General features: G+C 63.0%; 18 protein-coding genes and 1 pseudogene. 10 read left to right on the forward strand and 9 right to left on the reverse strand.

The annotated features are described in order from the left end of the window. Positions 1 to 25: 25 nt before the first annotated feature. From FLG15_RS17280 to FLG15_RS17310, 7 genes are all read right to left on the reverse strand, one after another. Positions 26 to 706: a type 1 glutamine amidotransferase domain-containing protein gene (locus FLG15_RS17280; RefSeq protein ID WP_057678300.1), complete on the reverse strand. Its 681-nt coding sequence runs from the start codon at positions 704 to 706 to the stop codon at positions 26 to 28. Positions 707 to 993: 287 nt separating this feature from the next. After that, positions 994 to 2256: a flavohemoglobin expression-modulating QEGLA motif protein gene (locus FLG15_RS17285; protein ID WP_057678299.1), complete on the reverse strand. Its 1263-nt coding sequence runs from the start codon at positions 2254 to 2256 to the stop codon at positions 994 to 996. Then, positions 2256 to 3347 carry a ribosome small subunit-dependent GTPase A gene (gene rsgA / locus FLG15_RS17290; protein ID WP_057678298.1) on the reverse strand — a complete coding sequence of 364 codons (1092 nt, stop codon included), beginning with the start codon at positions 3345 to 3347 and terminating at the stop codon, positions 2256 to 2258. The genes FLG15_RS17285 and rsgA overlap by 1 nt, the downstream gene beginning before the upstream one ends. Before the next feature lie 161 nt (positions 3348 to 3508). After that, a protein-coding gene (locus FLG15_RS17295) for an IS3-like element ISXcd1 family transposase (protein WP_223842567.1) occupies positions 3509 to 4596 on the reverse strand; the annotation gives its coding sequence in 2 pieces (ribosomal slippage) (positions 3509 to 4344 and positions 4344 to 4596; 1089 coding nt in all). A gap of 185 nt (positions 4597 to 4781) precedes the next feature. Beyond that, entirely contained in the window at positions 4782 to 9329 is a 4548-nt protein-coding gene (locus FLG15_RS17300) for a beta strand repeat-containing protein (RefSeq protein ID WP_150146882.1), read from the reverse strand. A 169-nt stretch (positions 9330 to 9498) separates the two neighbouring features. After that, positions 9499 to 10920 (reverse strand): HlyD family type I secretion periplasmic adaptor subunit, encoded by a 1422-nt coding sequence (locus FLG15_RS17305; protein WP_057680120.1) that lies wholly within the window; start codon positions 10918 to 10920, stop codon positions 9499 to 9501. Continuing rightward, on the reverse strand, positions 10917 to 13082 hold the full coding sequence (locus FLG15_RS17310; RefSeq protein WP_150146885.1) for a type I secretion system permease/ATPase: 2166 nt from the start codon (positions 13080 to 13082) through the stop codon (positions 10917 to 10919). The genes FLG15_RS17305 and FLG15_RS17310 overlap by 4 nt, the downstream gene beginning before the upstream one ends. Before the next feature lie 288 nt (positions 13083 to 13370). Between FLG15_RS17310 and FLG15_RS17315 the strand changes: the two genes are divergently transcribed. From FLG15_RS17315 to FLG15_RS17325, 3 genes are all read left to right on the forward strand, one after another. Continuing rightward, positions 13371 to 14642 carry a pyridoxal phosphate-dependent aminotransferase gene (locus FLG15_RS17315; protein WP_057680118.1) on the forward strand — a complete coding sequence of 424 codons (1272 nt, stop codon included), beginning with the start codon at positions 13371 to 13373 and terminating at the stop codon, positions 14640 to 14642. After that, positions 14642 to 15292, forward strand: coding sequence for an SGNH/GDSL hydrolase family protein (locus FLG15_RS17320; RefSeq protein ID WP_057680117.1), 651 nt, complete (start codon positions 14642 to 14644; stop codon positions 15290 to 15292). Before FLG15_RS17315 ends, FLG15_RS17320 begins: the two co-directional genes overlap by 1 nt. A gap of 452 nt (positions 15293 to 15744) precedes the next feature. Continuing rightward, complete coding sequence (locus tag FLG15_RS17325; RefSeq protein ID WP_057680116.1) at positions 15745 to 16416, forward strand: methyltransferase; 672 nt, start codon at positions 15745 to 15747, stop codon at positions 16414 to 16416. Positions 16417 to 16554: 138 nt separating this feature from the next. On the opposite strand, the gene FLG15_RS17330 is transcribed toward FLG15_RS17325, so the two are convergent. Next, positions 16555 to 17346, reverse strand: a complete 792-nt coding sequence (locus FLG15_RS17330; RefSeq protein WP_170922342.1) for a polysaccharide deacetylase family protein — start codon at positions 17344 to 17346, stop codon at positions 16555 to 16557. A 45-nt stretch (positions 17347 to 17391) separates the two neighbouring features. On the opposite strand from FLG15_RS17330, the gene grxD reads away from it, so the two are divergent. Together grxD and FLG15_RS17340 are read left to right on the forward strand one after the other, a co-directional pair. After that, entirely contained in the window at positions 17392 to 18318 is a 927-nt protein-coding gene (gene grxD, locus FLG15_RS17335) for a Grx4 family monothiol glutaredoxin (protein ID WP_005913558.1), read from the forward strand. Positions 18319 to 18516: 198 nt separating this feature from the next. After that, entirely contained in the window at positions 18517 to 19386 is an 870-nt protein-coding gene (locus tag FLG15_RS17340; RefSeq protein WP_057680114.1) for a hypothetical protein, read from the forward strand. 154 nt (positions 19387 to 19540) lie between these two features. On the opposite strand, the gene FLG15_RS17345 is transcribed toward FLG15_RS17340, so the two are convergent. Continuing rightward, positions 19541 to 20107 carry a DUF924 family protein gene (locus FLG15_RS17345; RefSeq protein ID WP_170922343.1) on the reverse strand — a complete coding sequence of 189 codons (567 nt, stop codon included), beginning with the start codon at positions 20105 to 20107 and terminating at the stop codon, positions 19541 to 19543. Between the two features lie 133 nt (positions 20108 to 20240). Here FLG15_RS17345 and FLG15_RS17350 point away from each other — a divergent pair, with 133 nt between their 5' ends. The 5 genes and pseudogenes from FLG15_RS17350 to FLG15_RS17370 all read left to right on the forward strand — a co-directional run. Then, on the forward strand, positions 20241 to 21650 hold the full coding sequence (locus FLG15_RS17350) for an amidohydrolase (RefSeq protein WP_150146887.1): 1410 nt from the start codon (positions 20241 to 20243) through the stop codon (positions 21648 to 21650). Further along, positions 21647 to 22927, forward strand: a complete 1281-nt coding sequence (locus FLG15_RS17355) for an amidohydrolase family protein (RefSeq protein WP_057680040.1) — start codon at positions 21647 to 21649, stop codon at positions 22925 to 22927. The genes FLG15_RS17350 and FLG15_RS17355 overlap by 4 nt, the downstream gene beginning before the upstream one ends. A gap of 300 nt (positions 22928 to 23227) precedes the next feature. Continuing rightward, on the forward strand, positions 23228 to 23554 hold the full coding sequence (locus tag FLG15_RS17360; protein ID WP_057680044.1) for a hypothetical protein: 327 nt from the start codon (positions 23228 to 23230) through the stop codon (positions 23552 to 23554). A 354-nt stretch (positions 23555 to 23908) separates the two neighbouring features. After that, complete coding sequence (locus FLG15_RS17365; RefSeq protein WP_150147730.1) at positions 23909 to 25522, forward strand: rhamnogalacturonan lyase B N-terminal domain-containing protein; 1614 nt, start codon at positions 23909 to 23911, stop codon at positions 25520 to 25522. Positions 25523 to 25673: 151 nt separating this feature from the next. Then, positions 25674 to 26063, forward strand: a pseudogene (locus tag FLG15_RS17370) (PA domain-containing protein); the annotation flags it as partial. Positions 26064 to 26203: the final 140 nt, after the last annotated feature.

A 26203-nucleotide genomic window follows, 5' to 3' on the forward strand; every position in this document is an offset into this window, starting at 1 on the left:
TTTCAGGACCCGTCGGTTGCCAAGATCAGCGCTTTGCCATCGCGAGCAGCGTTTGTGCGGCCTTCTCCGACGAGGCCGGGTTCTGACCGGTGACCAGGGTGCCGTCGGTGACCACGTACACGCCCCAGTCGGCGCCCTTTTCGTATTTGCCGCCGAGTTCGGTCAGCACGTCCTCGACCAGGAACGGCACGATCTTGGTCAGGCCCACGCCCTCTTCTTCGCTATTGGTGAAGCCGGTGACGCGGCGGCCGTTGACCAGCGGCTTGCCGTCGCTGCCCTTGACCCGACGCAGCGCGCCCGGCGCGTGGCAGACAAGGCCATGCGGTTTGTCGGCCTTGGCGAACGCTTCGATCAGCGCGATGGAATCGGCGTCTTCGGCCAGATCCCAGAGCGGGCCGTGGCCACCCGGGTAGAACAGCACATCGAAGTCCTCGGCCTTGATATCGACCAGACGGTGCGTGCTTGCCAGGGCTTTTTGCGCCTCAGGATCCTGCTTGAAGCGCTTGGTCGCCTCGGTTTGTGCGTCGGGCTCGTCGCTCTTGGGGTCCAGGGGCGGCTGGCCGCCCTTGGGTGAGACCAGGGTGATCTGCGCGCCTGCATCCTTGAACACGTAATACGGCGCGGCAAACTCTTCCAGCCAAAATCCGGTCTTCTTGCCGGTGTCGCCGAGCTGGTCGTGGGACGTCAGCACCATCAAAACGTTCATCGTATCGCCTTATGTCATGGCCCGACCGGGCAAGATGGCCAGTGTGCGGTTCAGCCCGTTGCAGCCCCGTGTAGAGCGCGTGTGTCTGCTGCATATGTTCATGAATGCAGCGATTGCGTCCAACAAGCGAGTGCAGCTAACAGGCGCCGTTGGTACTCGGCGCGCCGCATGTGTCTTTCACTTGCCGGCTGCTGCGCGCCATCCGCGCTCACCCAACAACGTCTCGCCAGCCTCGCCGGCAACTGTCTGGCGCCGCGATGCGCCGTAACCGCAGCAAACGCCTTGCCTCACACATTCATTGCCGGCGGCTGCAGTTGATCCATGCGGATGCGGTTGGCGAACAACGAGAACGCCAACATACCGGCCAGCCCGCTGATACGGCTCACCCACGGCGGCAGCCAGCGTGGCGCGACCAGTACGCCGCTGTCGAACAACGGCGCAAAGCGCGCCACATCGCCCAATGCCATCTTGCCGGCGAACAGGTAACGGCACAGCTGCAGCTGGTCGCGCTGCAACGAATGGCGGAAGAAGGTGTGCACCGCCACCAAACCACGCAGATACACGGTGTCCTTGGTGAAGGCACCGCCGCCACTGGTCGGCACGCCGCGAAACACGCGCTGTGCCGACGAAAAGCTTTCTGCAGCGCTCTGCCCGCCTGAGGTGAAATAGCGAAATACCTCGATGAAATCCGCACCCGAACGCGCCATCGCAATCGCTTCGATGCGCAGGCTGATGCGCTTCATGCGCTCGATATCGATGCTGCCGGTGATCTGCTCGGCAAACGTGGCCAGGCCTTCCTGCGTTGCGGTCGTGCGCGGGGAAGAAATACCCAGGCTGGGCAGATGCACCTGCGCGCGCCCGTTGAGCGCCGTCAGCGAATGCACCAGCGCTTCGTGATGGAACAGCTGCGCACGGTCGTAATCGCTGAACGTGGCACCGGTACGCAAGCGAATGCGATGCGCGCCGGCCGCGGCCTTGGCGAGCAGATCCGGATCGAGCGTGACGGTGATGACGCGCCCTTCGAAAAACCCGTCCAGGTCGTTCTGCAGCTGCATGCGCAAGGCGGTGGCCGAGACAGGCACCTGCTCTTCCGGCGCCATCAGTTCGCGATCCAGCTCTTGCGCGATCTGAATGAAATGCTGCGCCGCTTCGCGAGTGCTCGGCCCGTTGCCCGGCATGGGGTCCTCCGGCACGCCGAACAATTGCGCCGAGTAATCGCTCACCGCCGTGGTGCCCAACGACTCCAGCAACCCTGCGGCAAGACTCCAGCTATGCGCCGAATCGATGAGGTATTCACCCAGCGGATGATGCGGGTCGGCGTGCTTGGCAATGGCGGCCAGCTCGCGCCGGGTATCGGCGAAATCCAGTGCCGGGTACTCGACCTGCGGCAATTTAGGCTGCCCGCGCGCCACGCTGTCGAGAAACGGCTCCTGCAGCGAGCGCGGCCAGCTGGCCAAGGCCAGCAGACGCACACCGCGTACGGCCTTGACCAGGCGCGCATCCAGCGCCGCGTGATGGACGATGTCCGGCGGCCCCTTGCGCGATGGCATCAGCGCCGCCCGGGGCGATCGACGCTGGCCGGTCGCTTGCCCGAGCCCTTGCCGCGATTGTTCTGCGCAACACGGGTGGCAAGTTTTTCGGCCGCGCTGGCCACTTCCACCCGCAGCTTCATGTAGTTGGCAACGCGCTCCGGGTCGAGCTCGCCTGCATCGATCGCCGCACGCACCGCACAGCCCGGCTCGGCGATATGCGCGCAATCGTTGAAGCGGCACTGCGCCGCCAACGCCTCCACGTCCGAGAAACCGCCTTCGGCCAGATCCTCTTCACCGGTCGGCTTGAGCTCGCGCATCCCGGGCGTGTCGATCAGGCAGGCGCCGGAAGGCAACGGTATCAACGCACGGTGCGTGGTGGTATGCCGGCCGCGCGAATCGTTCTCGCGCACGGCATTGGTCTTCATCTTCTGCGTGCCGAGCAAGGTATTGGTCAGGGTCGATTTGCCCGCACCCGACGAACCCACCAGCACCGCCGTGCGGCCGTCGCCCAGCCATGGCCGCAACGCGGCCACGCTGGCCGGATCCTTGGCATTGACCACGCGCAACGGAATATTCTGCGCCTCCAGCTCTTCCAGCACCGCCAACGCATCCTCGGCGTATTCGGTCTGGTCGGCCTTGGTCAGCACCACCACCGGCTGCGCACCGCCACCGCCGACCAGCAACAGATAACGCTCGATGCGGCGCGGATTGAAGTCCGCATCCAGCCCGCACACGATGAACACCGTATCGATATTGGCCGCGATCACCTGCTGGTGGTAATGCTCGCCGGCCGCCCCCCGCTTGATCGAGGTGCGCCGCGGCAGCAGCGCCACGATGCGCTTGCCCTCCATCAACACCCAATCGCCCACCGCCGCCCGCTCATGGCTGGGAAAGCGCGGCCGCTGCCACTCCGGCAACGACTCGGCCTTCAGGCTGGCCTCCGGCGTATCGGCCACGACATAGCCGGTACGGTGCTGCTCCACCACCCGCGCCGGCAACGCCTGCGGATGCGCGGCAAACACCGCCTGCCAGGCCGCCTCTTCAGGCGGTCCGGGCCAGGGCCAGCCGATGGATTGGAGGGTGGGGTAGTCTGGGGAGATGGGGCTCATGGGGCGATTCTAGAGGGTGCGGCGGGTTTTGCCACGTTTGTTCACTAGGCTTATCCGCACTCACATGCCATGAGACAACAGATTTCAAATCTGCACGTGGGACTCAACATTGCAGCAAGGAATGGTAATCCCCCCGCTTTGAGCGTTCGCCAAAAGTGGAGCTAGGCGGCCATCGCCAATTTCATTGCTGGCGTGATACCGCCGAGCGCCATGTTGGGGCGCTCATGGTTGTACGTCCATAGCCAGCGCGTGGCCTTGTCCTGAACCTGCTCGATGGTGTCGAACAACGTTGTGGCCAGCCAGGCGTAGCGGACGGTGCGGTTGTAACGTTCGACATAGGCATTCTGCTGCGGCTTGCCTGGCTGGATGTGCTCGATCCGAATCCCGCGCTGCTGTGCCCAAGCTAGCAGCGCGCCGCTGATGTACTCCGGGCCGTTGTCGCAGCGAATGGCGTTTGGCTTGCCGCGCCAGTCAATGATCTGTTCCAACGAGCGGATCACCCGGGCCGATGGCAGCGATAAGTCGACCTCGATGCCCAGACCCTCACGGTTGAAGTCATCGAGCACATTGAACAACCGGAAGCTGCGGCCGTCGGCCAGCTGGTCGTGCATGAAATCCATCGACCAGACCTGGTTGATCGTCTCCGGCACCGCCAACGGCTCTGGCCGCTCGCGCACCAGCCGCTTCTTCGGCTTGATCCGCAGGTTCAACTCCAGCTCCCGATAGATGCGGTACACCCGCTTGTGATTCCAGCCAAAGCCCTTCACGTTGCGCAGGTGCAGAAAGCACAGGCCGAACCCCCAATCACGATAGGTTGTGGTCAACCGCACCAGCCAATCGGCAATCCGGGCGTTCTCCTCGCTGGCCTTGGCTTGATAGCGAAAGCAGGTCTCGCTCACCGCAAAGGTCCGGCAGGCATGCCGGATGTTCGTGTGGCCACCATCTACGGCCCATCGGGCCATCTCCCGGCGTTGAGATGGCCTCACCATTTTTTTGCCATCGCCTCCTTCAGCAGGTCGGCGCTGAGCTGGGCATCGGCGTACATCTTCTTCAGGCGCCGGTTCTCGTCCTGCAGCTCCCTGAGCTGGGACATCAGCGATGCGTCCATGCCGCCGAACTTGCTGCGCCACTTGTAGAACGTCGCCGAGCTGATGCCGTGTTCCCGGCACAACTCCGGCACGGGCGTGCCGGCCTCGGCCTGCTTGAGGACGGCAATGATCTGGCTGTCGGTGAAGCGGGATGTCTTCATGGAACCTCCTCGGAAAAGGGTACGAGAAAATTCCACTTCTGGCGTCAGCTAACCTGTGGGGGGATTACCGAATTAATTCAAATTTTTAGATGACCATAGCTCACCAAGCAATAATTTCTGTCGAACAAAAAGAGGGCTCCGCCAGCTAGCGGAGCCCTCAATATCGACTACATTGTGATTTTTATTCAGATAGGCGAGCTTGCAAGCACCAGCCTTGTCTCTTGCATCTCACGTGACACAGTAAATGAAGCGGACGAGGCGTTTGCGACTGCCATAGCATCAATCAAACTAGATACTTCGCTCGCAGCCACCGATCCATCCCGGAAATCCAGGTATTCAACCTGCGCTGCTTCCGAACTAAACCACCCTGCTACGGCAAGTTGATCCTCGCTATCTCTCAGGGCAATCAAGAGATCATTTCCAGATCGCGTGAAAACCGCATCTTCTAAACGGATCTCGCGTCCAAAGCTTACGCGATCCACCGCACCGCTATAGGACGAAGTTTCCACTACCGTGTCGTGGCCGTCGCCCTTGTTGAACACATAGGTGTCCGAGTACCAGCTGCCGCTGAGGGTGTCGTTACCGGTGCCACCGATCAACACGCTGTCGCGGGCCTGCGAGTTCACCGACAACACATCGTCGCCTGCACCGCCGTCCAGACGATCGGTACCACTGCCGCCGGACAAGGTGTCATTGCCATCTCCCCCCAACAGGATGTCGTTGCCAGTCCAGCCGGTCAACGTATCTGCCGCATCGGTGCCTAGCGTGGTCAAACCCATCGCCCGCAAGGTCGCAGGTGTCCAGATCGTGCCGTCGGCAAACACCAGCTGTTCGATGCTGCTCGCATCGTTTTCGTTGCCGCCCGAGAGCCAATCCTTCAACCGCACCGAATCGGTGCCGTTGCCCAGATCCAATACGACATCCGAACCTTGGCGCAGCACGCGTACATCGCCAGCAGCAATACCCTCGCCGAACACGACCTTGTCCACCGCACCGCTATAGGACGAGGTTTCCACCACCGTGTCGTGGCCGTCGCCCTTGTTGAACACATAGGTGTCCGAGTACCAGCTGCCGCTGAGGGTGTCGTTACCGGTGCCACCGATCAACACGCTGTCGCGGGCCTGCGAGTTCACCGACAACACATCGTCGCCTGCACCGCCGTCCAGACGATCGGTACCACTGCCGCCGGATAAGGTGTCATTGCCATCTCCCCCCAACAGGATGTCGTTGCCAGTCCAGCCGGTCAACGTATCTGCCGCATCGGTGCCTAGCGTGGTCAAACCCATCGCCCGCAAGGTCGCAGGTGTCCAGATCGTGCCGTCGGCAAACACCAGCTGTTCGATGCTGCTCGCATCGTTTTCGTTGCCGCCCGAGAGCCAATCCTTCAACCGCACCGAATCGGTGCCGTTGCCCAGATCCAATACGACATCCGAACCTTGGCGCAGCACGCGTACATCGCCAGCAGCAATACCCTCGCCGAACACGACCTTGTCCACCGCACCGCTATAGGACGAGGTTTCCACCACCGTGTCGTGGCCGTCGCCCTTGTTGAACACATAGGTGTCCGAGTACCAGCTGCCGCTGAGGGTGTCGTTACCGGTGCCACCGATCAACACGCTGTCGCGGGCCTGCGAGTTCACCGACAACACATCGTCGCCTGCACCGCCGTCCAGACGATCGGTACCACTGCCGCCGGATAAGGTGTCATTGCCATCTCCCCCCAACAGGATGTCGTTGCCAGTCCAGCCGGTCAACGTATCTGCCGCATCGGTGCCTAGCGTGGTCAAACCCATCGCCCGCAAGGTCGCAGGTGTCCAGATCGTGCCGTCGGCAAACACCAGCTGTTCGATGCTGCTCGCATCGTTTTCGTTGCCGCCCGAGAGCCAATCCTTCAACCGCACCGAATCGGTGCCGTTGCCCAGATCCAATACGACATCCGAACCTTGGCGCAGCACACGCACATCGCCAGCAGCAATACCCTCGCCGAACACGACCTTGTCCACCGCACCGCTATAGGACGAGGTTTCCACCACCGTGTCGTGGCCGTCGCCCTTGTTGAACACATAGGTGTCCGAGTACCAGCTGCCGCTGAGCGTGTCGTTACCGGTGCCACCGATCAACACGCTGTCGCGGGCCTGCGAGTTCACCGACAACACATCGTCGCCGGCGCCGCCCTCCAGACGATCTGTGCCACTGCCGCCGGACAAGGTATCATTGCCATCTCCCCCCAACAGGATGTCGTTGCCAGTCCAGCCGGTCAACGTATCTGCCGCATCGGTGCCTAGCGTGCTCAAGCCCATCGCCCGCAGGGTCGCAGGTGTCCAGATCGTGCCGTCGGCAAACACCAGCTGTTCGATGCTGCTCGCATCGTTTTCGTTGCCGCCCGAGAGCCAATCCTTCAACCGCACCGAATCGGTGCCGTTGCCCAGATCCAATACGACATCCGAACCTTGGCGCAGCACACGCACATCGCCAGCAGCAATACCCTCGCCGAACACGACCTTGTCCACCGCACCGCTATAGGACGAGGTTTCCACCACCGTGTCGTGGCCGTCGCCCTTGTTGAACACATAGGTGTCCGAGTACCAGCTGCCGCTGAGCGTGTCGTTACCGGTGCCACCGATCAACACGCTGTCGCGGGCCTGCGAGTTCACCGACAACACGTCATCGCCGGCGCCACCTTCGAGTTGATTAGTTCCGCTCCCACCATCCAAGGAATCGTCGCCGAGGCCGCCTATAAGGGTGTCATTACCGACATTTCCGTAAAGCGAATCGTCGCCACTTGTTCCTATAATCACATCGTCGGCGCTACCACCTTCAACAGCGCTACCGAAAATAACACCCATTAAACTCTTCGCTTGCTTCTCAAAATCCTGACGATCTAGAGTCAAGTCGCCCAGCTGGACCAAAACATCCACCCAGTTCCAATCTAAAGGAAGCCCACCAGCTCCCTCTTTCAGGTCGTAAAGATCTTCAATAGCAGCTAGGTTACCCTCTGTACGAAGGGCATCCTTTACTTTTTCGGCAACCCGATCCATCTTTAAGACAACTTCCCCATACTCATTAAGGCCGAGCCTTAATTCATCCGTGTAATCTCTTAAACGAGTGTCCAAAACAACGCCATTGTAAAGCTGAAGCCGCAAAGCTTCATAGCCTTTCATCAACAACGCCGTCTGCTCTTGTCCCAGAACCACTTCAAAACCCAGCCTCACTCCCGAGCTAACGGGAGACCAAGTCGAATTCCCAAGTCGGAGAGGAACATCGTCGTCGCCTCCTGAAAAGAAAAGCTCCCCATTAAACTTTTCCATGACAGAAAGTATATGGCCGATATCAAAGACATGGCCATCAACCGAGGTCCCTTTCACGTCAAGGCTTTTTTGACCAGATTGTCCATTGAAATAATCCACACTGGACCGCATCGAGGAGGTGTTAGCCCACTCTAGCAGCACCCCATCCATTTCGGATAAGGCGCTTGATCGCGTAGCACCAACAGTTACACCTTTCAGCAAATAATATATATTACTATTAATGCTAATTGATTCCCGGAGATCCCTTACCATCCCGGAGCCAGCGACATTAACAAAATCCTGCGACAGTGTTGTCAGAATCACCTCATCAGTAAAGTCACGATGGAATGCATTAGAAGCAAGCAGCAAGTCACCTGTGACACCCTGAGTCCCATCTGTACGGGTATAGTATCCGTAACTGTCGACGGCATTCCCATTTCCTAAGGCAACGTTCTCTGTGGACGTAGGAGTCAACGCAATATTTTTTACGCCAATCTCGTTCAGCGAAAAAAGCTCTCCTGCGTTGGAAATTCCGTCTTGATTGAGATCTCTCCAGACCTGAACAGAGAAAAATTTTTCGTCAAGGGAGTCGAAAAAACCGTCTTTATTAGTATCTAGCGAAGATAGCGCACGAAGCCCAGCAGAAAGTTCCGACTTCTCGCCTGCCATTAATGCCGCACCGTCAGTGTAGTCGCCAAAAAGCTCCGCCCCACCATCAATCAAACCATTTCCATTTCGGTCCAAGACCAATATTCCGTCATCGGCACTAATCCAACCAGTTCCTTGCTTGACCGCGTTCCCTTCATGATCGAAAAGTATGCTACCACTTGCACCAACTGTCTCGATCCCATCGCCATCTAGGTCTAGCACTAGCGGGTCTACCGCACGACGCCAACCTTTAGCGCTCTGATAATTATCCCCGGTCGCATCTTGAAGATATTCGTTTATCTCTCTGTCACGATGGCGCAACTTTCCATATACATCACCCAACAACCCATCTGAACCAATTCCACCTAGTTCTGGATCAAAAATATCATCCATTGTGAAGTTTTCGGCAAGCGGAATATCGTAACTTCCAATAAACTTCCCATCAATTGTTAGATCCACTTTTGCTGACGGAACCTGACCGGCATACGGATCTGTTGGGTGCCCAACAAAGCCATTAGGAGTGATATCTAGCCCAACACCAACACCGGCAGGAGTATCAAATCCGATAGAGACAGTATGCCCAGAAGCATTGAAACCACCATTCCCATCAGGTATCACGCTATCGGAACTTATACCAACTGATCCACGCCCGTAATTTACCGTACCCGAAGCACCATCAGCCCCAAGGGTAACGGATGCCCCCGGGCCACCAGGAGTCGAGTAACTGACTGTAACATTGCTACCATCACTCGAAAATCCGAAATCACCACCGACACTAGACTTTCCCTTTCCACTCATCTCAACACTCCTTTTTTGGAAATTAAATCAATAAAAATTATTAAATTTGAAACACAGCAACCAGCGGGTTGACGAGCCCTTAGAATCAAAGAAACGTCACCTGCCTTCACAACAATTATCTAAACAGAACCTCGGATGCGCGTGGCCAAGGCTTCCCGCAAACCAACAATCAGCGTTCTCTCAGAGATTCATTCGCATGTGTTCGGAGAGGACTCAATAGGTAATCAATCACCCGTCGCTTTCCAGTCTTAACCTCAGCACTCAAGCTCATCCCGGCACTCATCCGCACCCTGACCCCATCGATCTCCAACGTGCTGCCGTTCAATTTGATGCGCGCGGGAAAGACCAAGCCCAGCTTTTCGTCCTGTGCGGCGTCATGAGAGACGCTGGCGACCGTGCCGGTCAGATAGCCGTAGCGGGTGTAAGGGAAGCTGTCGACCTTGACGGTGACTGGCTGACCCGGACGCATGAAGCCGATGTCCTTGTTCAAGACGGTGACCTCTACTTCCAACGCTTCTTCGGCAGGCACGACGACCAGTAACGGCTGTGCGGGCGTCACGACACCGCCCACGGTGTGGACGGCCAGCTGCTGGATCGTGCCGTCCACGGGTGCGTGCAGTGCCATCAGCTTGTCGCGCTGGCCGGTCTTGGCAACGTCCTGGGTCAGTTGGCCGGCTTGTTCGCTAGCTTGGCGCAGCGCGTCCAGCGCTTGCTGGCGGGTGTCGGTAACCAGCACGCGCAACTCTTCCTGCGCGGCACTGATCGCCGAGCGGATTTCCTGCAGGCGATTGCGCTGGGTGGCGAGCTGGCTCTCTGCGGCGATGCGCTCCTGTTCTCGTAATAGATAGTCGTGACGGCCGACGTATTTGCCTTCGACCAGACGGCCGTAGTCTTCTGCGCGCACTTTGGAGATGAGTGCGGATTCGGCCAGCGGTGCGATCGCGTCCTGGGTGGTCTGTAGTTCTGCCTGACGTTGGGCAATGCTGGCTTGCAGGTTATGCCGGCGTGCCTGGAAAGCATCGAATTGACTGCTGACCAATTGCTGCTCGCTTGCAACACGTTCTTCCGGAAGATCCGGCGCCGGCCCGAGCTGCGGCGACTGACCGGTGGCGATGGCGGTTGCCAGGGCGGCCTGACGCAGCGCGGCGAGCCGTGCATTGATCAGGGCGTCGCCGGCCTGGGCGAATTCGGCGCCGGTGGCCGTGGCATCGAGTTCGACCAGCAGTTGGCCTTTCTTCACCGCTTGTCCGTCGCGCACCAGGATCCTGCGTACCACCGCGTTCTCTGCGGTCTGCACCACCTTGGTTCGCGAATCGACCACGGTCTTGCCTGGTGCCACCGCGACGATGTCGAGCTTGCCCAGGCATGCCCACAGCAGCGCCACACAGAAGAAGCCGATGATGATGCGCATCGTCCAACGTGCGGTGGGCGAGACCGGTGTTTCGGTCAGCTCAAGATGTGCGGGCAGGAATGCACGCTCATCGGCGCTGCGCTCGGGCGGGTCGAGCTGGCGGCGCACAGCCCAGGCAGATTTGAAGATCTTGAGGTAGCGGAGGAAGAAATCGCGCCATCCCTGGAGCAGGTGCTTCATGGTGTCCCCTGTTGCAGTCTGTATAGATGCGCGTACTGGCCTTCCGGACGGTCGACCAGCTCGGCATGCGAGCCGCTTTCGACAATGCGCCCCTTCTCCACGACGACGATGCGGTTGGCCTGCCGCACGGTAGACAGGCGATGGGCGATGATCAGCACAGTGCGGCCCTTGCAGATCGCGCGCATGTTGCTCATCACCGCGTGCTCGGACTCGTAGTCCAGCGCACTGGTGGCTTCGTCGAGAATCAGGATGCGCGGGTCGCCGATCAGTGCGCGTGCGATCGCGATACGCTGGCGCTGCCCACCGGAGAGACCGGTGCCATGCTCGCCGACCTTGGTGTCGTAGCCCTCGGGCAGTTCAAGGATGAAGTCATGCGCGCCAGCCAGCTTGGCGGCGTGGATCACTCGCTCCAGCGGCATACCGGGGTCGGTCAAGGCGATGTTCTCGCGCACGCTGCGGTTGAACAGGAAGTTCTCCTGCAACACCACGCCCAGCTGCCGGCGGAGCCAGGCAGGATCGGCCAATGCCAGATCCTGCCCATCGATCAGTACCCGCCCACGTTCGGGCGTGTAGAGCCGCTGCACCAGCTTGGTCAGCGTGCTCTTGCCGGAGCCGGACCGGCCCACGATGCCGATGATCTCGCCCGGGCGGATGTCCAGCTCGATGGCATTGAGCACTTCCGGCGCATCCGGCCGGTAGCGGAACGTGACCCGCTCGAACGTCACCTGCCCGCGGATCGGCGGCAAGGCCAGGCGACTGCCCGGCACCTCGGTGCGGGTATTGAGGATGTCCCCCAGCCGCTCGACCGAAATGCCGACCTGTTGGAAGTCCTGCCATAACTGCGCCAGGCGGATGATCGGCGCGGTGACCTGGCCCGACAGCATGTTGAAGGCGATCAGCTGGCCGATCGACAGCTTGCCTTCCATCACCAGCTTGGCACCCCAGAACAGCACCGCCACGGCGGTGAGCTTCTGCACCAATTGCACGCCTTGCTGGCCCAGCGTTGCGATGCGGGTGACGTTGAAACCGGCGCTGACATAACCGGCCAGCTGGTTGTCCCAGGTGCGGGTCACGCGCGGATCGACCGCCATCGCCTTGACCGTGCCGATACCGCTGACGGTCTCCACCAGAAACGATTGGTTGTCGGCGCCGCGCGCGAACTTGTCGTTCAAGCGCTTGCGCAGCACCGGTGTGATCAGTCCAGAGATCGTGGCATACAGCGGCAGCGACAGCACCACGATCAAGGTCAGCCAGCCGCTGTACCGGAACATCACCGACAGGAAGACCACCGTAAAGAACAGGTCCAATACCGAGGTCAGCGCCTGCCCGGTGAGAAAGTTGCGGATGTTCTCCAGCTCGCGGACACGCGCGATGGTGTCCCCGACCCGCCGCGACTCGAAGTACGCCAACGGCAGCGACAGCACATGCCGGAACAGCCGAGCGCCAAGCTCCACGTCGATCTTGCTGGTGGTGTGGGCGAAGACATAGGTGCGCAGGCCGGACAGCAACACATCGAACACCGCCATCGAGACCAGCCCGATTGCGATCACGTCCAACGTGGTCAGGCCGTTATGCACCAGCACCTTGTCCATCACCACCTGATAAAACAGCGGCGTGATCAACGCGAATAGCTGGATGAAGAACGAGACGACGAAGACCTCGATCATCAGCTTGCGGTACTTGACCACCGCCGGAATGAACCAGCTGAAATCGAACTTGGCCAGATCGCCCAGCACCGAGGCCCGCGAGGCAACCTGCAACAACCGCCTCTGGTACCGCGCCTCGAACTCGGCGGGCGAGATGGAACGCGGCCGCTTTTCGACCAGATCGTGGATCAGGATCTGATCCGTACCGACCTTGGCCACGATGAACGCGTCACCGCCCGGCACCAGTGCCAGAGCAGGCAGTGCAGCCATGCCAATACGCGCCGCCGGTTGAGCAACAACCTTGGCTTTCAAGCCCAGTTGCTTGGCCGCCAGCAGCAGCGTGGTCTCGTCGAATGGCTCACCCGCGCGCCCAAAACCATGCGCCAGCTGCACGGCATCCGCTGCGACTCCATGAAATTGCGCAAGTAGCACCAGTCCCTGCAACCCCAAATCCGGTCGGCCTTGCACCGACGAGCCGCCCTCGACTAACGAGAGCGACGCACTTCCCCCTGACATAACGCGATCCTTGCTGAGAGCCGGCGGGCTCAAGTGATGGAATAGAATCTTGGGGTGTTAAGAACCTGTCAATCAGTCAACCCCCTTGCTGATGATCTATTTTCTCAATTAGCCGTCTCTTGGGCTGAGACGCAGCCACTGACGCCACCCCAGTCATTACCTATAAGTCATACCTACTCATATCGAGCAGCAGTGAGCGCGCGCTTGACATCGTTGCCGATGCAAGCATGTCCGCTTGTCATATTTCCGATACCATGCCAAGCCTCACGCCTACAACCGGCCCATCGCATGTCCACTGCCCCGCAAAAGCCGCTCGCGATTCGTGAGCGTCTGTCCGAAGTCCGCTACGAAATCCGGGGCGAACTGGCGCGGCGAGCGCGGGAATTGGAGGCGCAGGGCCGCAAGCTGATCAAGCTCAATATCGGCAACCCGGGTGCATTCGGGTTCCGTGCGCCGGAGCATCTGCAGCGTGCCATCGCCGACGACATGGGCCGCACCGATCCGTACACCCATCAGCAAGGCCTGCCGGAGGCGCGCGAAGCGGTCGCCAAGGCGTACTCGCGGCGCCAGCATCCGGACGCGCATCCGGACCGGATCTTCATCGGCAACGGCGTCAGCGAACTGATCGATCTGTCGCTGCGTGCGCTGCTCAATCCCGGCGACGAAGTGCTGGTGCCCTCGCCCGATTACCCGCTGTGGTCGGCGGCGACCATCCTCAACGACGGACGCCCGGTGTATTACCGCTGCGCACCGGAAAACGGCTTCCAGCCGGACCCGGTGGAGATCGAGACGCTGGTGTCCTCGCGCACCCGCGCCATCGTGCTGATCAATCCGAACAACCCCAGCGGCGCCAGTTATTCGCGCGAGCTGCTGGAGCGCATCGTGGCGATCGCCACCAAGCACAACCTGCTGTTGATGGTCGATGAGATCTACGACCAGGTGCTGTACGACGACGCAGCCTTCGTGCCGGTCGCGCCGCTGGCCGGCACGCACCCGTGCATCACCTTCAGCGGGCTAAGCAAGGTGCATCGCGCGTGCGGCTGGCGCGTGGGCTGGGCGCTGCTCTCTGGCGAGCAGGCGCGCATCAACGACTTGCGCAACGCGATGGACCTGCTCGGCGCCTTGCGCCTGTGCGCCAACGTGCCAGGCCAGTACGCCATCGATGCGGCGGTGAACGGGCCGGACACCATCTCGGCATTGTGTGCACCCGGCGGACGTCTGTATGAAACCCGCCGCGCGGTGATCGAGGCCTGTGCGGCCAGCGAGCATCTGCAGCTGGTGGCACCGGCCGGGGCGCTGTATGCGTTCCCCGCAGTAGTGGGCGCGGCGGCGCGCAACTTCGACGATCACGAATTCGCACTCGATCTGATGAACGAGGAAGGCGTGCTGGTGGTTCCCGGCTCCAGCTTCAACGTGCCGTATCGCCATCATTTCCGCGTGACCTTGATGCCGGAAGCCGGCGTGATGCGCGATGTGTTTGCCCGCATCGACCGTGCGTTGGCACGCCGCGCCGAAGCGGTCACCAAGGTGGTTCCACTCAAGCCACGCAGCGTGGCCTGATGGCCGCGCTTGGCGCGCCGCTGCGCTATCTGGCGCTCGGCGATTCGTACACGATCGGCGAAGGCGTTGCGCCTGCGCAGCGCTGGCCGCTGCAACTGGTCGACGGCTTACGTGCATACGGCTGGAACGTGGCGCCGCCGCAGATCATCGCCACCACCGGCTGGACCACCGACGAATTGCAGGCCGGGATCGACGCGGCTGCACCGGAGGGGCCATTCGCGCTGGTGAGCTTGTTGATCGGCGTCAACAATCAGTACCGCGGGCGTCCGTTAGACGAGTACCGCCAACAGTTCGACGCCCTGCTGCTGCGTGCAATTGCATTCGCGGATGGGCACCCGGCACGTGTATTCGTGCTGTCGATTCCCGATTGGGGCCTGACCCCGTTTGCGCGCGCGCAAAGTGGTGATGCCGCATTGATCGGTGCGCAGATCGATGCGTTCAATGCAATCGCTGTCGACCGCTGCAGTGCGCATGGCGTGCGCTTTGTCGACATCACGGCCACCAGCCGCGATGGCGGCGATGCGGTGGACATGCTGGTGGACGACGGTTTGCATCCTTCCGGTGCGATGTATGCGCGCTGGACAGCATTGGCGCTACCGGCAGCGCGCGATGCGCTGGGGGCAACTGGCTCGGTGGACACCATCGTCTAAAACGAAGCTGGGCGACACAGACTGCGACGCCGCCAGGGGGCTGCGGCCGGCGCCGTAAAACAGCATCTAGCAACCGTACGCTGCAGTTCCTGCATGCAGCCAAGGCCCATCGAATGACTGCGCGCCAGGTCTTGGCAAGACACCACGCCAACGTGGCGTTCTGGGCTTATCGGCGCGATGGCTTTGCGCGCGTCGGTTCGCACTTGCTTGGGTAGCGCGAAATGTTGCATCCGGTCTCTGCCACTCATCCTTCAAGGCCATGCGGTAGCAACGGGCGACGCGGCCAGGCCTTTCGATACGCGCACGTCAGATACCAGGCACCGATGCATCCGTGGGCACGCATCGCAAACTGCCAACCCGCCCTACCCCAACCAGCCCGGCAGGCCCTAAGCTAGCGGCGCAGCACGCCTGATTGCCAAGGAACGACATTGCACACCACTGCCACCCAACCGATGAGCCGCGCGCAGGCGTTGACGATTGCACGCGCTTTCTTGCCGGCGCATCCGCTGGGCAACCGCTACGACTACTACTACACGCAAGCCAAGCTGCGCACCGACCCGCTGTATCCGGGCGTGCTGGCCGAGCTGCGCAATACCGCTGCGCCGGTGCTGGACCTGGGCTGCGGGCTCGGCCTGCTGGCCCATGCACTGCGCGCCGATGGTCAGGCATTGGCGTATCACGGTGTGGACGTGGATGCGTCCAAGATTCGCCGCGCACAGCACATCGCGCAGCGCGCCAACCTGGACACTACCAAGTTCGAGGTGGTCGATCTGAGCGTGGCGTGGCCGCAGCATCGGGGCAGCGTCACCATCCTGGATGTGCTGCAGTATCTGCAAGCGGACATGCAGGCCAGTCTGCTGCGCAGCGTGGCGCAGATGCTCACGCCTGGCGCGAAGCTGGTGATTCGCAGCGCACTGGGCGATGCCAGCAGCCGTGGCCGCACCAGCCGTGTCACCGATGTCCTGGCGCACCTGAGCGGCTGGATGCAGCGGATGCCGCGCAGCTATCCCACCCGCGACAGCCTGCAGGCGCATCTGGATGCGGCCGGCCTGCGCGCCACGTTTGCGCCGCTGTATGGCAACACGCCGTTCAACAACTGGTTAATCGTGGCCGAGCCACGCTGAGCGCGACAGGCGACGCGCTACACGTGGCGAGCAATCGTGGGGTGGATGTCGAAGGGGCGAAGAACCTAGCATGCATGGACGTGACATGCCGCGCCGCGCCCGCCAGGCGGTGAGCGCAGTCGTTTTTGTTCGTCGCGCTTAATCCGGCCGCCGCCCCACCAACCCACGCGCCCGCATCGTCTCCAGCACGCCGCGCAGGATGGTGAGGTTGTGGCCGTGCGCGGCGCCTTCATGCAGCAGCACGATGGCGCCGGGTTGCAGGTCGCGCACGATGCGGGCGATGGTGATGTCCGGCTCGCAGCGCACGCCGTCGAAGCCACGCGCGCTCCAGGCCACCCGGGTCAGCCCGTGCGCGCGCAGCGGCGAGGCGACGAAGGGGTTGGTCATGCCCACCACCGAGCGGTACAGCCGTGGCGCCTGGCCGGTGATGCAGGCCAGCACGCGCTGCGCCTGGCCGATTTCCTGCGCCATGCGGCGCGGCCCCAGCGCCCAGAACCAGGCCTGCGGATGGGTGTGGCTGTGGTTGCCGATGCCATGCCCCCGCCGCACCATCTCGCGCACCAGCTCGGGCCGCTGCTCGGCACGTGTCCCGACCACGAAGAACGTTGCCTTGGCGTCGTACGCATCCAGCAGGTCGAGGATGGCCGGGGTATCGTCGGACGGGCCATCGTCGATGGTCAGCCACACCTGCGGCGCCCGACCGGGCAGCCGCGCCAGTACCGGCGCATACAGCCGCGCGCGTGGCAGGAACACCGGCACCACGAACAGCGCGTGCGACAGCAGCAGCGCAGGCAGCCCCCAGGCCCAGCCCAGATGCCACCACAGCAGGGCCACCGCTACCTGCGAGAGGGCAAACAGGCCCACCCAGCGGTACGGGCGCGAAGGGGTGCGATACAGCGTTTCCGGCGTGGTCATGCCCAATGATGCCATGCGGCGTAGAATGCCCGGTCTCCACGCTGCCACCGAAGTGCTGCCATGTCTCTCGATCCCGCCCTGCGTTCCCGTATCGATACGCTGCTGCAATCCAGCCGCGTGGTGCTCTTCATGAAAGGCCAGCCCGGCATGCCGCAGTGCGGTTTTTCGGCCAAGGCGGTCGGCGTGCTGGACGGCCTGGGCATCGACTATGCCCACGTCAACGTGCTGGCCGACCAGGAAATCCGCGAGGGCATCAAGGCCTATGGCGACTGGCCGACCATTCCGCAGCTGTACGTGGACGGCGAGCTGATCGGCGGCAGCGACATCATCGTGCAGATGGCCGACAGCGGCGAGCTGAGCAGCATGCTCGGCCTGCAGGCGCCCGACCGCAGCCCGCCCAAGATCACCATTACTCCCGCCGCGGTCGAGATGCTCAAGGGTGCGCTGGCCGATGCGCCGGATGCCTCGCTGACGCTGGCCATCGATGCCAATTTCCAGCCGAACTTCCAGCTGGCGCCGACCAACCCGAACGCGATTGCGGCTGAATCCAACGGGCTGCGCGTGCAGTTCGACCTGGCCAGCGCGCGTCGTGCCGATGGCATCACCATCGATTGGGTCGACGACATCCGCGGCCGTGGCCTGGCCATCGATAACCCCAATGCGCCCAAGCCGGTGCAGGAGTTGTCGGTGCGCGACGCCGACGACCGGCTCAAGGCCGGCAGCCTGACCCTGGTGGACGTGCGCCCGGCCGACGAGCGCGCGCTGGCCACGGTGGCCGCACCGTTCCGCACGCTGGATGCGCACGAGCGTGCCGCCATCGAACAGTTGCCCAAGGACACCCCGCTGGCGTTCCTGTGCCACCGCGGCGGCCGCAGCCTGCAGGCCGCCGAACATTTCCGTGGCCTGGGCTTCACCAACGTCTACAACGTCACCGGCGGCATCGATGCCTGGTCGGACGAGGTGGACAACGGCGTGGCGAAATACTGAGCAACACATCAGCGGTCGTCGCACGGTCGCGGCTGCCGCTCACCGATCATGCTGCCTGTGTGGACTGCCGCGCCTGCGACAACCGCGTGCCTGCAGCTTGCCCGCAGGCAGCTTAGGCCGGCACACCGCATACCGAAACGGGCGCTCCCTGGAGCGTCCGTTTTTTCATGGATCAACCTGCATAAGGACATCGCTGCAATGCATACCCGCCTGCTTTCTGTCGCCCTGGCTGCGCTGCTGCCGTTGACTACCCACGCTGCCCAGCCGTCGCGCGCGGTGCTGTTGGTTCAGACCTACGACAACCAGCCGAGCGACGATCCGCTGGAATACATCCCGGTCTGGCTCGGCAAGGACGTCGCCAGGGAATCGACCCTACCCAAGACGCTGCTGGGCCAGCCGTTACAGGTCTTCAACGCCGGCGCTTCCGCCGGCAACGTGCGGCTTGCGGCACTGATGGTGGACGACAACAGCATGTGCGGCGGCACCGCGAAGCTGCGCCTTAAGGGCAACCCCACGCTGTCCGACTCGCCGCTGCTGGCGAACGTGGATGTGAATCCCGGCAAGCGCTTTGCCGGCCGCGCAGCCACTGCCAGCGAACAGGCCGAGCTGTTTGCCCAGGTGAACAGCACCGCGCAGCTGCGCAAGCGCGTCAAGCCGGCAGCCCTGGCGCAGGCGCTGGCCGCGTTCAAGGCCGATCGCGCGCAGGATCTGGCGGCGCTGCAGATCGTCACCGATACGCAGCAACCGCAGCGACGCGTGGCGATCCTGACATCCAACCATCCCATCGAGACCGGTAACCCGGACAACCCCACCGGCGTGCTCGTCGTCCTTGCGATCTTCGAGCATGACGGCAGCCGTTGGCAGTTCCGCAAGGGTCACGCTGCCAGCGGCTGCGACGATTGCGAAGACCTGCCGCTGCGCACGCATCTGCTGCAGTTCGGCGATGTCGACGGCAACGGCACGCTCGATTTCGTGCTGGCCGAAAGCGGCTACGAAAGTTACGGGTTCTATCTGCTGCTCGGCGAAGGCGCCAGCTGGCGTTCGCAAGCATTGCCGGGCGGCTGCTGATCGGTTTTGACGGCTTGCACGCTGCCTGGTGCGCATGCGCATGGCGGCATCTTCTGCGGTGTTATGCCCACGTCTGCCCGGCGATCGCACGGTCGCTATCCGCGCCGCGCGGCAGACCTCGATCTTCGGGCATGCAGATGGCCAATGCCGGTCTTCAACCGGCAAATCCGCCGTCATCCAGAAACTGCTGCTCTTCTGCCGTGGTTTCACGTCCCCGCACCGCATTGCGGTGCGGGAACCGGCCAAAGCGCTCAATGATGCGCTGGTGCTCCAGCGCCCAACGGGTGGTCTCCGCATCGCCCAGTGCAGTGATCAGCTGCACCGCGCGCGCCTGCTCCTCGGCGTCTTCGGCATGCTCGAAGGGCAGGTAGAAAAACAGCCGCAGTTGTGCCGACACCTGCTGATCGAAGCCGCTGGCGAGCGCCTGCTTGGCGTACCGCAGTGCCAGGCCATCGGTGGCATAGGCATGCGCACTGCCGCGAAATGCATTGCGTGGAAATTGATCCAGCAGGATCAGCAAGGCCAGTGCGTCTTCGGCGCGCGCCATCCACTGCGCGTACTCGCCGCGCGCGGCAGCAAAATGCTGCTCGCTGAAATGCTGGCGAAAGTTGGCGTCGAAGGCGTCGTTGTGCGTGAACCAGCGCGCCGCGCCGGCCAGCTCCCAGAAAGCCAACACCACATCGGCCTGCTTGTTGCGCTCTGTTTTGGCAATCATCGACATATCCCCTGACGAATTCGGCATAGCATGCACGGGTGCATGTGATGAGCCCGCCGCTCTCGACCTCCAGCACTTGGCAAGCACGCCGCCGACGACTAGGTTGGCGGCTGACGTTTTCGTGTTACCGGGGAAATCCATGCGTTCCATCCTGTTCGCCGCGCTGGGCGCGGCGGTGCTGTGCGGGCCTGCGTCTGCGGCAGCAGCGGCATCGCGCTTCGTGCAAGACCCGTATCCCAGCACCTATCGCGCGCTCGCGTCCGCTCCGGTGCTGATCCAGCACGCCACCGTGCTCACCGGTACCGGCGAGCGGCTGGACGATGCCGACGTGTTGCTGCGCGACGGCAAGGTGGCTGCAGTGGGCAAGGCGCTCGAGGCGCCCGCTGACGTGCGCCGTATCGACGGCACCGGCAAGTGGGTGACGCCCGGCATCATCGATGTGCACTCGCATCTGGGCGTGTATCCCAGCCCGGGCGTCAGCGCGCATAGCGACGGCAACGAGATGACCGCACCGGTGACGCCCAACGTGTGGGCCGAGCATTCGATCTGGCCGCAGGACCCCGGCTTCGGCACTGCGCTGGCCGGCGGCATCACCTCGCTGCAGGTGCTGCCGGGCTCGGCCAATCTGATCGGCGGTCGCGGCGTCACGCTCAAGAACGTCGCCTCCACCACCTACCAGGGCATGAAATTCCCCGGTGCACCATGGGGCCTGAAGATGGCCTGCGGCGAAAACCCCAAACGCGTGTACGGCCAGAAAGGTGGCCCGGGCACGCGCATGGGCAACGTGGCCGGTTACCGCGCCGCGTTCATCGATGCGGCCGAGTATCTGCAGAAGAACGCACCGAAAAAGAAAACCGCCAACAAGCGCCATTGGTGGAGCCGCGGCGGCGACAACGACAGCAGCGGCGATGCCGGCGGCAAGCGCGATCTCAAGCTCGACACGCTGGCCGGTGCCATCAACGGCGATATCCGCGTGCACATCCACTGCTACCGCGCCGATGAAATGGCGACCATGCTGGATCTGTCCAAGGAGTTCGGCTTCCACATCGCCGCCTTCCACCACGGCGTAGAGGCGTACAAGCTGGCCGACCGCCTGGCGCAGGACAATGTCTGCGGCGCGCTGTGGGCCGACTGGTGGGGCTTCAAGATGGAAGCCTTCGACGGCATCCAGGAAAACATCGCACTGGTCGATCGCCCGGCCAACAGCTGCGCCATCGTGCATTCGGATTCGGAAGAAGGCATCCAGCGGCTCAACCAGGAGGCCGCCAAGGTGATCGCCAACGCGCGCCGCAGTGGCATGGAGATTCCGCCGGAGCGCGCCATCCGCTGGCTCACCAGCAATGCTGCCAAGGCACTCGGCATCGAGCAGCAGACCGGCGCACTGGAGCCGGGCAAGATGGGCGATGTGGTGGTCTGGAACGGCAACCCTTTCAGTTCGTATGCGTTGGCCGAACAGGTGTATATCGACGGCGCGCAGGTCTACGACCGGCATAACCGCGCACTGCAGCCGGTGTCGGACTTCATGCTCGGCCAGGAGGTGGCACGATGAGCCGCGCCACCGTTGTGCACCCGCGGTTGCGCGCGATCGCGGCACTGGTGATGGCCGCGCTGGCATTGCCAACCTTCGGCCAGCAGGTGCTGATTCGCGGCGCCACCGTGCACACTGCCACCGCGCAAGGCACCCTGCAGAACACCGACGTGCTGGTGCAGGGCGGCGTGATTCGCGCCATCGGCCGCAACCTGGCAGCGCCTGCCGATGGCCGCGTGGTCGAAGCGAACGGCCGGCCACTGACGCCGGCCTTGTTCGGCGGCATTACCGAGATCGGCATCGAAGAGGTTTCTGGCGAAGAGAGCACGGTGGACAGCGGCGTCAAACTGGCCGATCAACCGATGCGCCCGGAATTCGACGTCACCCTGGCCTACAACCCCGACTCGGTGCTGGTGCCGGTGGCGCGCGTGGAGGGCATCGGCTTCACCGCGCTGGGGGCGACCACCAGTGGCGCCTTCATCGCCGGCCAGGGCGGCATCGTGCGGCTGGATGGCAGTCCGGATCCGGTCGGTCCGCATGCCTTGTTTCTTCGCATCGGTGCAGCGGCGTCCGATCTCACCGGCAGCTCGCGCGCGGCGCAGTGGATGTTGCTGGATCAACTGGTCGCCGAGGCACGCGGGCGTATCCCGGCCGATTCTCCGCATGCATTGCTGACCCCGGTTGGACGCGGCGTCCTCGCGCACTATTTGGCCGGCCAGGGTCGCATCGTGGTGCAGGTGGAACGGGCAGCCGACATCCGCCAGCTGTTGCGCTGGGCGCAGCGCGAAAAGGTGCGCATTGCCATTGCCGGCGGCGCCGAAGCCTGGAAGCTCGCGCCGCAACTGGCGCAGGCCAAGGTGCCGGTGTTGGTCGACGCGCTGGCGGATCTGCCATCGACCTTCGACCAGATTGGCGCGACGCTGGAAAATGCTGCACGTCTGCGCGCTGCCGGTGTGGAGGTCAGCTTTACCCAGAACGGCGATGCCTCGCATAACGCGCGCAAGCTGCGCCAGCTGGCCGGCAATGCAGTTGCCAATGGCTTGCCCTGGGAAGCCGGCCTGGCCGGTCTGACCCGCGTGCCGGCAGACATCTTCGGCGTGGGCGATCGCATCGGCAGCATTGCGGTCGGCAAGCAGGCCGACCTGGTGCTGTGGGAAGGCGACCCGCTGGATGTGGCGCATTATGCCGAGCAGGTCTGGCTGGGCGGCCGCGACATGCCGATGCGATCGCGCCAGAGCGAGCTGCGCGACCGCTACCTGCAGCAGGCCGGCCCGCTGCCGCGCGCCTACCTGAAGTAGGCGTGCGCTGGGTTGCTCAAGCGCCACCTGAGCATGTCTTTCATCGTTGGCGTGCCGGCACAGCGGATACCGGCGCACCGCTTCACCGCCTCGTTGCTGTGCACAGGCGATGTGCTGTCAGGGTGTCCTGCCGCATCTTGCCGGCCGCCTTCGCTGTCGTGATGTTTCCCACTAGGCCTATCGCATGTTTTCGGTTTCGCTCCTGAGAGCGCTTGGCCGCCTTGGCGTCTTGCCACGGCACACGCCGCGTACCCACCTCGCCATTGCCCAACCGTGAGCTCGCTCTTCCACGGCAGCGGCTTGCGTTCGATCGATCGTGCGGTATTGCGCCAGGCACCTGCCAATCTGCAGCGCGGAATGGAAGCAGTGGGCGGGCGCCTGATTCTCACCGCCGATGCGCTGCTGTTTCAGCCGCATGCGTTCAATGTGCAGCGCCAGTCGCTGAGCGTGCCCTTGCGGCAGATCGTGGCGGTGCAGCCCTGCTGGACGCGCCTGCTCGGCCTGCTGCCGATCGCGCCGACGTCGCTGGCGGTGCGGCTGGATGACCAAACGCAATACCGCTTCGTGATCGGCAAGCGCACGCAATGGATGGCGGACATCGTCTCGGCACAGGATGCCTTGCGCTGAGCCGCGCAACGATGCAGGTGCGTCGCAGAGGCAGCTGGCAAGGCGACTGCGTCACCGCCAGGCCGAAAGCGGCCGCTGATCCGTGCCGCATGTCCCGCTCGTGCAGCGCGGTTGCCGGATGCCGTCCACGCCAACCGACAACCGGCAACGGCTCTCGAGGTTTTTGGTAGCCTCTTCGACTGCGGACGCCAGGCCGGCGCTTTGCGGTTGCCCACTGTGCCGACGCTCGGCGATGCCGCGGTTGGCCAACGACTCCCCACTCGATCGCTGGAATTTCGAACAGTGCGCACAATCTTTGTCTTCAGCACTCGCCTAGCATCGCGCGCACGCATCGCGACCATGCCTTGCTTCCGAATGCTCGCCAGCCTGCTTCGCCATCGTCGGCCTCACTTCGTCTGCGTACTGCTGCTGTATGCCGGCGTCAGCGCACCTGCGCTGGCCGACTTCGGGATCAGCCGCAGCGGCGACCGCGTGATCGTCGACACCGGCGCCGAGCTGGTGTTTGCCATCGATGCCCGAAATGGCGACATCGTCTCGATGCGTTATCGCGGCAACGAACTGCAGACCACCGAATCGAAGGGCTCGCACCTCGCGTCGGGGCTAGGCAGTGCCAGCGTGGATGCACGCATCGTTGGCGGGACGATCGTGGTGTCGGCCAAGGCCGGCGACCTGGTCCAGCACTACATCGCACGCAAGGGCCGCAACGCGATCTACATGGCCACCGCTGCGCCAACCTTGCTGCCGGTGGGCGAATTGCGCTTCGTCGCCCGCTTGAACGTGTCCAAGTTGCCGAATGCGCAGCAGGAACCCGATTCCAATGTCGGCACAGCGATCGAAGGCAACGATGTCTTCGTGTTGCCGGATGGGCGCACCAGTTCCAAATTCTATTCCGCACGTCGCATGATGGACGACCAGGTGCATGGCGTCAGCGGACCTGGCGTCGCGGTATTCATGCTGATGGGCAACCGCGAGCACAGCGCGGGCGGCCCGTTCTTCAAGGACATCGCCACCCAGAAAACCAGCGTGACGCATGAGCTCTATAACTACATGTATTCCGATCACACCCAGACCGAGGCCTTTCGCGGCGGCCTGCACGGCGTGTACGGGCTGCTGTTCACCGATGGGAGCTTGCCGTCGAGTGCGCAGCTGGATACTGCGTTCGTCGATGCCACGCTGGGCTTGAGCGGTGATGTGCCGGCAAGCGGGCGCGGCACCGTGAGCGGGCAGGTCGGCGGCGTGCTGCCGGGCCAGCCGGCCGTCATCGGTCTGCGCAACACGCAGGCGCAGTACTGGGCCACCGCCGACGGCAATGGGGACTACCAGGTGACGGGGGTTCGCCCGGGCAGCTATCGCATGACGCTCTACCAAAACGAACTGGAGGTCGCACAACGCGACATCGAGGTTTCCGCCGGCGCCACTGCGCACGCCGCACTGCAGGCAGTTGCCTTGCCGGGCACGGTGAAGTGGCAGATCGGCATTCCCGATGGCACGCTGGCGGGGTTCAGATATGCGGACCTGTTGCCGCGGGCACACCCTTCCGATGCGCGCATGCACTGGTCGGCGGCGACCTACACCGTGGGATCGAGCAGCCTGAGCAGCTTTCCGGCAGTGCAGTGGCGCGGCATCAACACTCCGAGCCGGATCGACTTCACCCTGCCCGCCAACGAGGTGCGCGGCTATCGCCTGCGTGTCTTCGTGCCGTTGGCACAGGGCGGCGCACGCCCTCAGATCAGCGTGAATGCACGCTGGAACGGCCCGCTGCCTGCTGCGCCCACGCAACCAAAGACACGCGGCATCACGCGCGGCACTGCGCGCGGCAACAATACCCTTTACGAAGTGGACATCCCCGCCTCTGCCTTGCAGGCCGGCGACAACCGCATCGAGATCGGCATTGCCTCCGGCTCCCCCGACAACGGCTACCTCGGCCCGGCAATCGTGTTCGACAGCATTCAGCTGGTGGCGTTATAGCAGCGTCCGAACACATGATCCGCGCAGCGGCCAGGCACGCGCGGCTGGTGCGTGGCGTCGGCATGCAGCGCTCAGCCGTTCCGATGTTCTTCGCACCGGCACCGGCCGTGTAGCGGCACGTCGTTCGCTGCTCCACATCATTGCGCGCCAGCACGTGGCCGGTGGTTCGACGTTCTCGCACTTCGATACCGATCTGCAGCCCAATGCCTTGATGGAACCGTTCGACACACCGGAAGTGCAGGCGCACGTGAACATCGACCTGACCCCGGCGCTGTTTGCCGACATCGGCTGGACCTTGAACACCGGGCTGGCCAAGTTGGGCACCTGCAACACCTTGGTCCCGACGGTGGAAACCGGCGGCCTGATTCCGGGCGCGAACGTGTCCGCCGAAAGCAGCCTGTGCAAGACGCAGAATGCAGGCAACCGCCTGGGTTACCTGACCTGCATGGACGAACACGCGCGTGAGCTGCAGAGCCAGGGCGTGATCAGCCGCGTGCAACAGGCAGCGGTCTTTGTCTGCGCCACCAAGGTGCGTCCGTAAGCGCCGCACGCGGTGCGTAAAACGCGGTAATGCGAACGGCGCCGGGAGGCGCCGTTCGTTTGTCCGCAATCGTGGCGTTCAGTGCCGGCCAAGCGTTCTACGCACCGCTGCGGCCACTCAATACAACAGCTGGAAGCACG

The sequence above is a fragment of the Xanthomonas phaseoli pv. dieffenbachiae genome (assembly GCF_008639345.1).
In the GTDB taxonomy this organism is placed as follows: domain Bacteria; phylum Pseudomonadota; class Gammaproteobacteria; order Xanthomonadales; family Xanthomonadaceae; genus Xanthomonas; species Xanthomonas phaseoli.

Excerpts from the sequence above, each read along its gene's own strand:
- FLG15_RS17330 (WP_170922342.1), bottom strand. The coding sequence starts at position 17,346 with ATGGCATCATTGGGCATGACCACGCCGGAAACGCTGTATCGCACCCCT.
- FLG15_RS17345 (WP_170922343.1), bottom strand. The coding sequence starts at position 20,107 with ATGTCGATGATTGCCAAAACAGAGCGCAACAAGCAGGCCGATGTGGTG.
- rsgA (WP_057678298.1), bottom strand. The coding sequence starts at position 3,347 with ATGAGCCCCATCTCCCCAGACTACCCCACCCTCCAATCCATCGGCTGG.
- FLG15_RS17320 (WP_057680117.1), top strand. The coding sequence starts at position 14,642 with ATGGCCGCGCTTGGCGCGCCGCTGCGCTATCTGGCGCTCGGCGATTCG.
- FLG15_RS17355 (WP_057680040.1), top strand. The coding sequence starts at position 21,647 with ATGAGCCGCGCCACCGTTGTGCACCCGCGGTTGCGCGCGATCGCGGCA.
- FLG15_RS17310 (WP_150146885.1), bottom strand. The coding sequence starts at position 13,082 with ATGTCAGGGGGAAGTGCGTCGCTCTCGTTAGTCGAGGGCGGCTCGTCG.
- FLG15_RS17315 (WP_057680118.1), top strand. The coding sequence starts at position 13,371 with ATGTCCACTGCCCCGCAAAAGCCGCTCGCGATTCGTGAGCGTCTGTCC.
- FLG15_RS17365 (WP_150147730.1), top strand. The coding sequence starts at position 23,909 with ATGCTCGCCAGCCTGCTTCGCCATCGTCGGCCTCACTTCGTCTGCGTA.
- FLG15_RS17340 (WP_057680114.1), top strand. The coding sequence starts at position 18,517 with ATGCATACCCGCCTGCTTTCTGTCGCCCTGGCTGCGCTGCTGCCGTTG.
- FLG15_RS17325 (WP_057680116.1), top strand. The coding sequence starts at position 15,745 with ATGAGCCGCGCGCAGGCGTTGACGATTGCACGCGCTTTCTTGCCGGCG.
- FLG15_RS17350 (WP_150146887.1), top strand. The coding sequence starts at position 20,241 with ATGCGTTCCATCCTGTTCGCCGCGCTGGGCGCGGCGGTGCTGTGCGGG.
- FLG15_RS17300 (WP_150146882.1), bottom strand. The coding sequence starts at position 9,329 with ATGAGTGGAAAGGGAAAGTCTAGTGTCGGTGGTGATTTCGGATTTTCG.
- FLG15_RS17305 (WP_057680120.1), bottom strand. The coding sequence starts at position 10,920 with ATGAAGCACCTGCTCCAGGGATGGCGCGATTTCTTCCTCCGCTACCTC.
- FLG15_RS17280 (WP_057678300.1), bottom strand. The coding sequence starts at position 706 with ATGAACGTTTTGATGGTGCTGACGTCCCACGACCAGCTCGGCGACACC.
- FLG15_RS17285 (WP_057678299.1), bottom strand. The coding sequence starts at position 2,256 with ATGCCATCGCGCAAGGGGCCGCCGGACATCGTCCATCACGCGGCGCTG.
- grxD (WP_005913558.1), top strand. The coding sequence starts at position 17,392 with ATGTCTCTCGATCCCGCCCTGCGTTCCCGTATCGATACGCTGCTGCAA.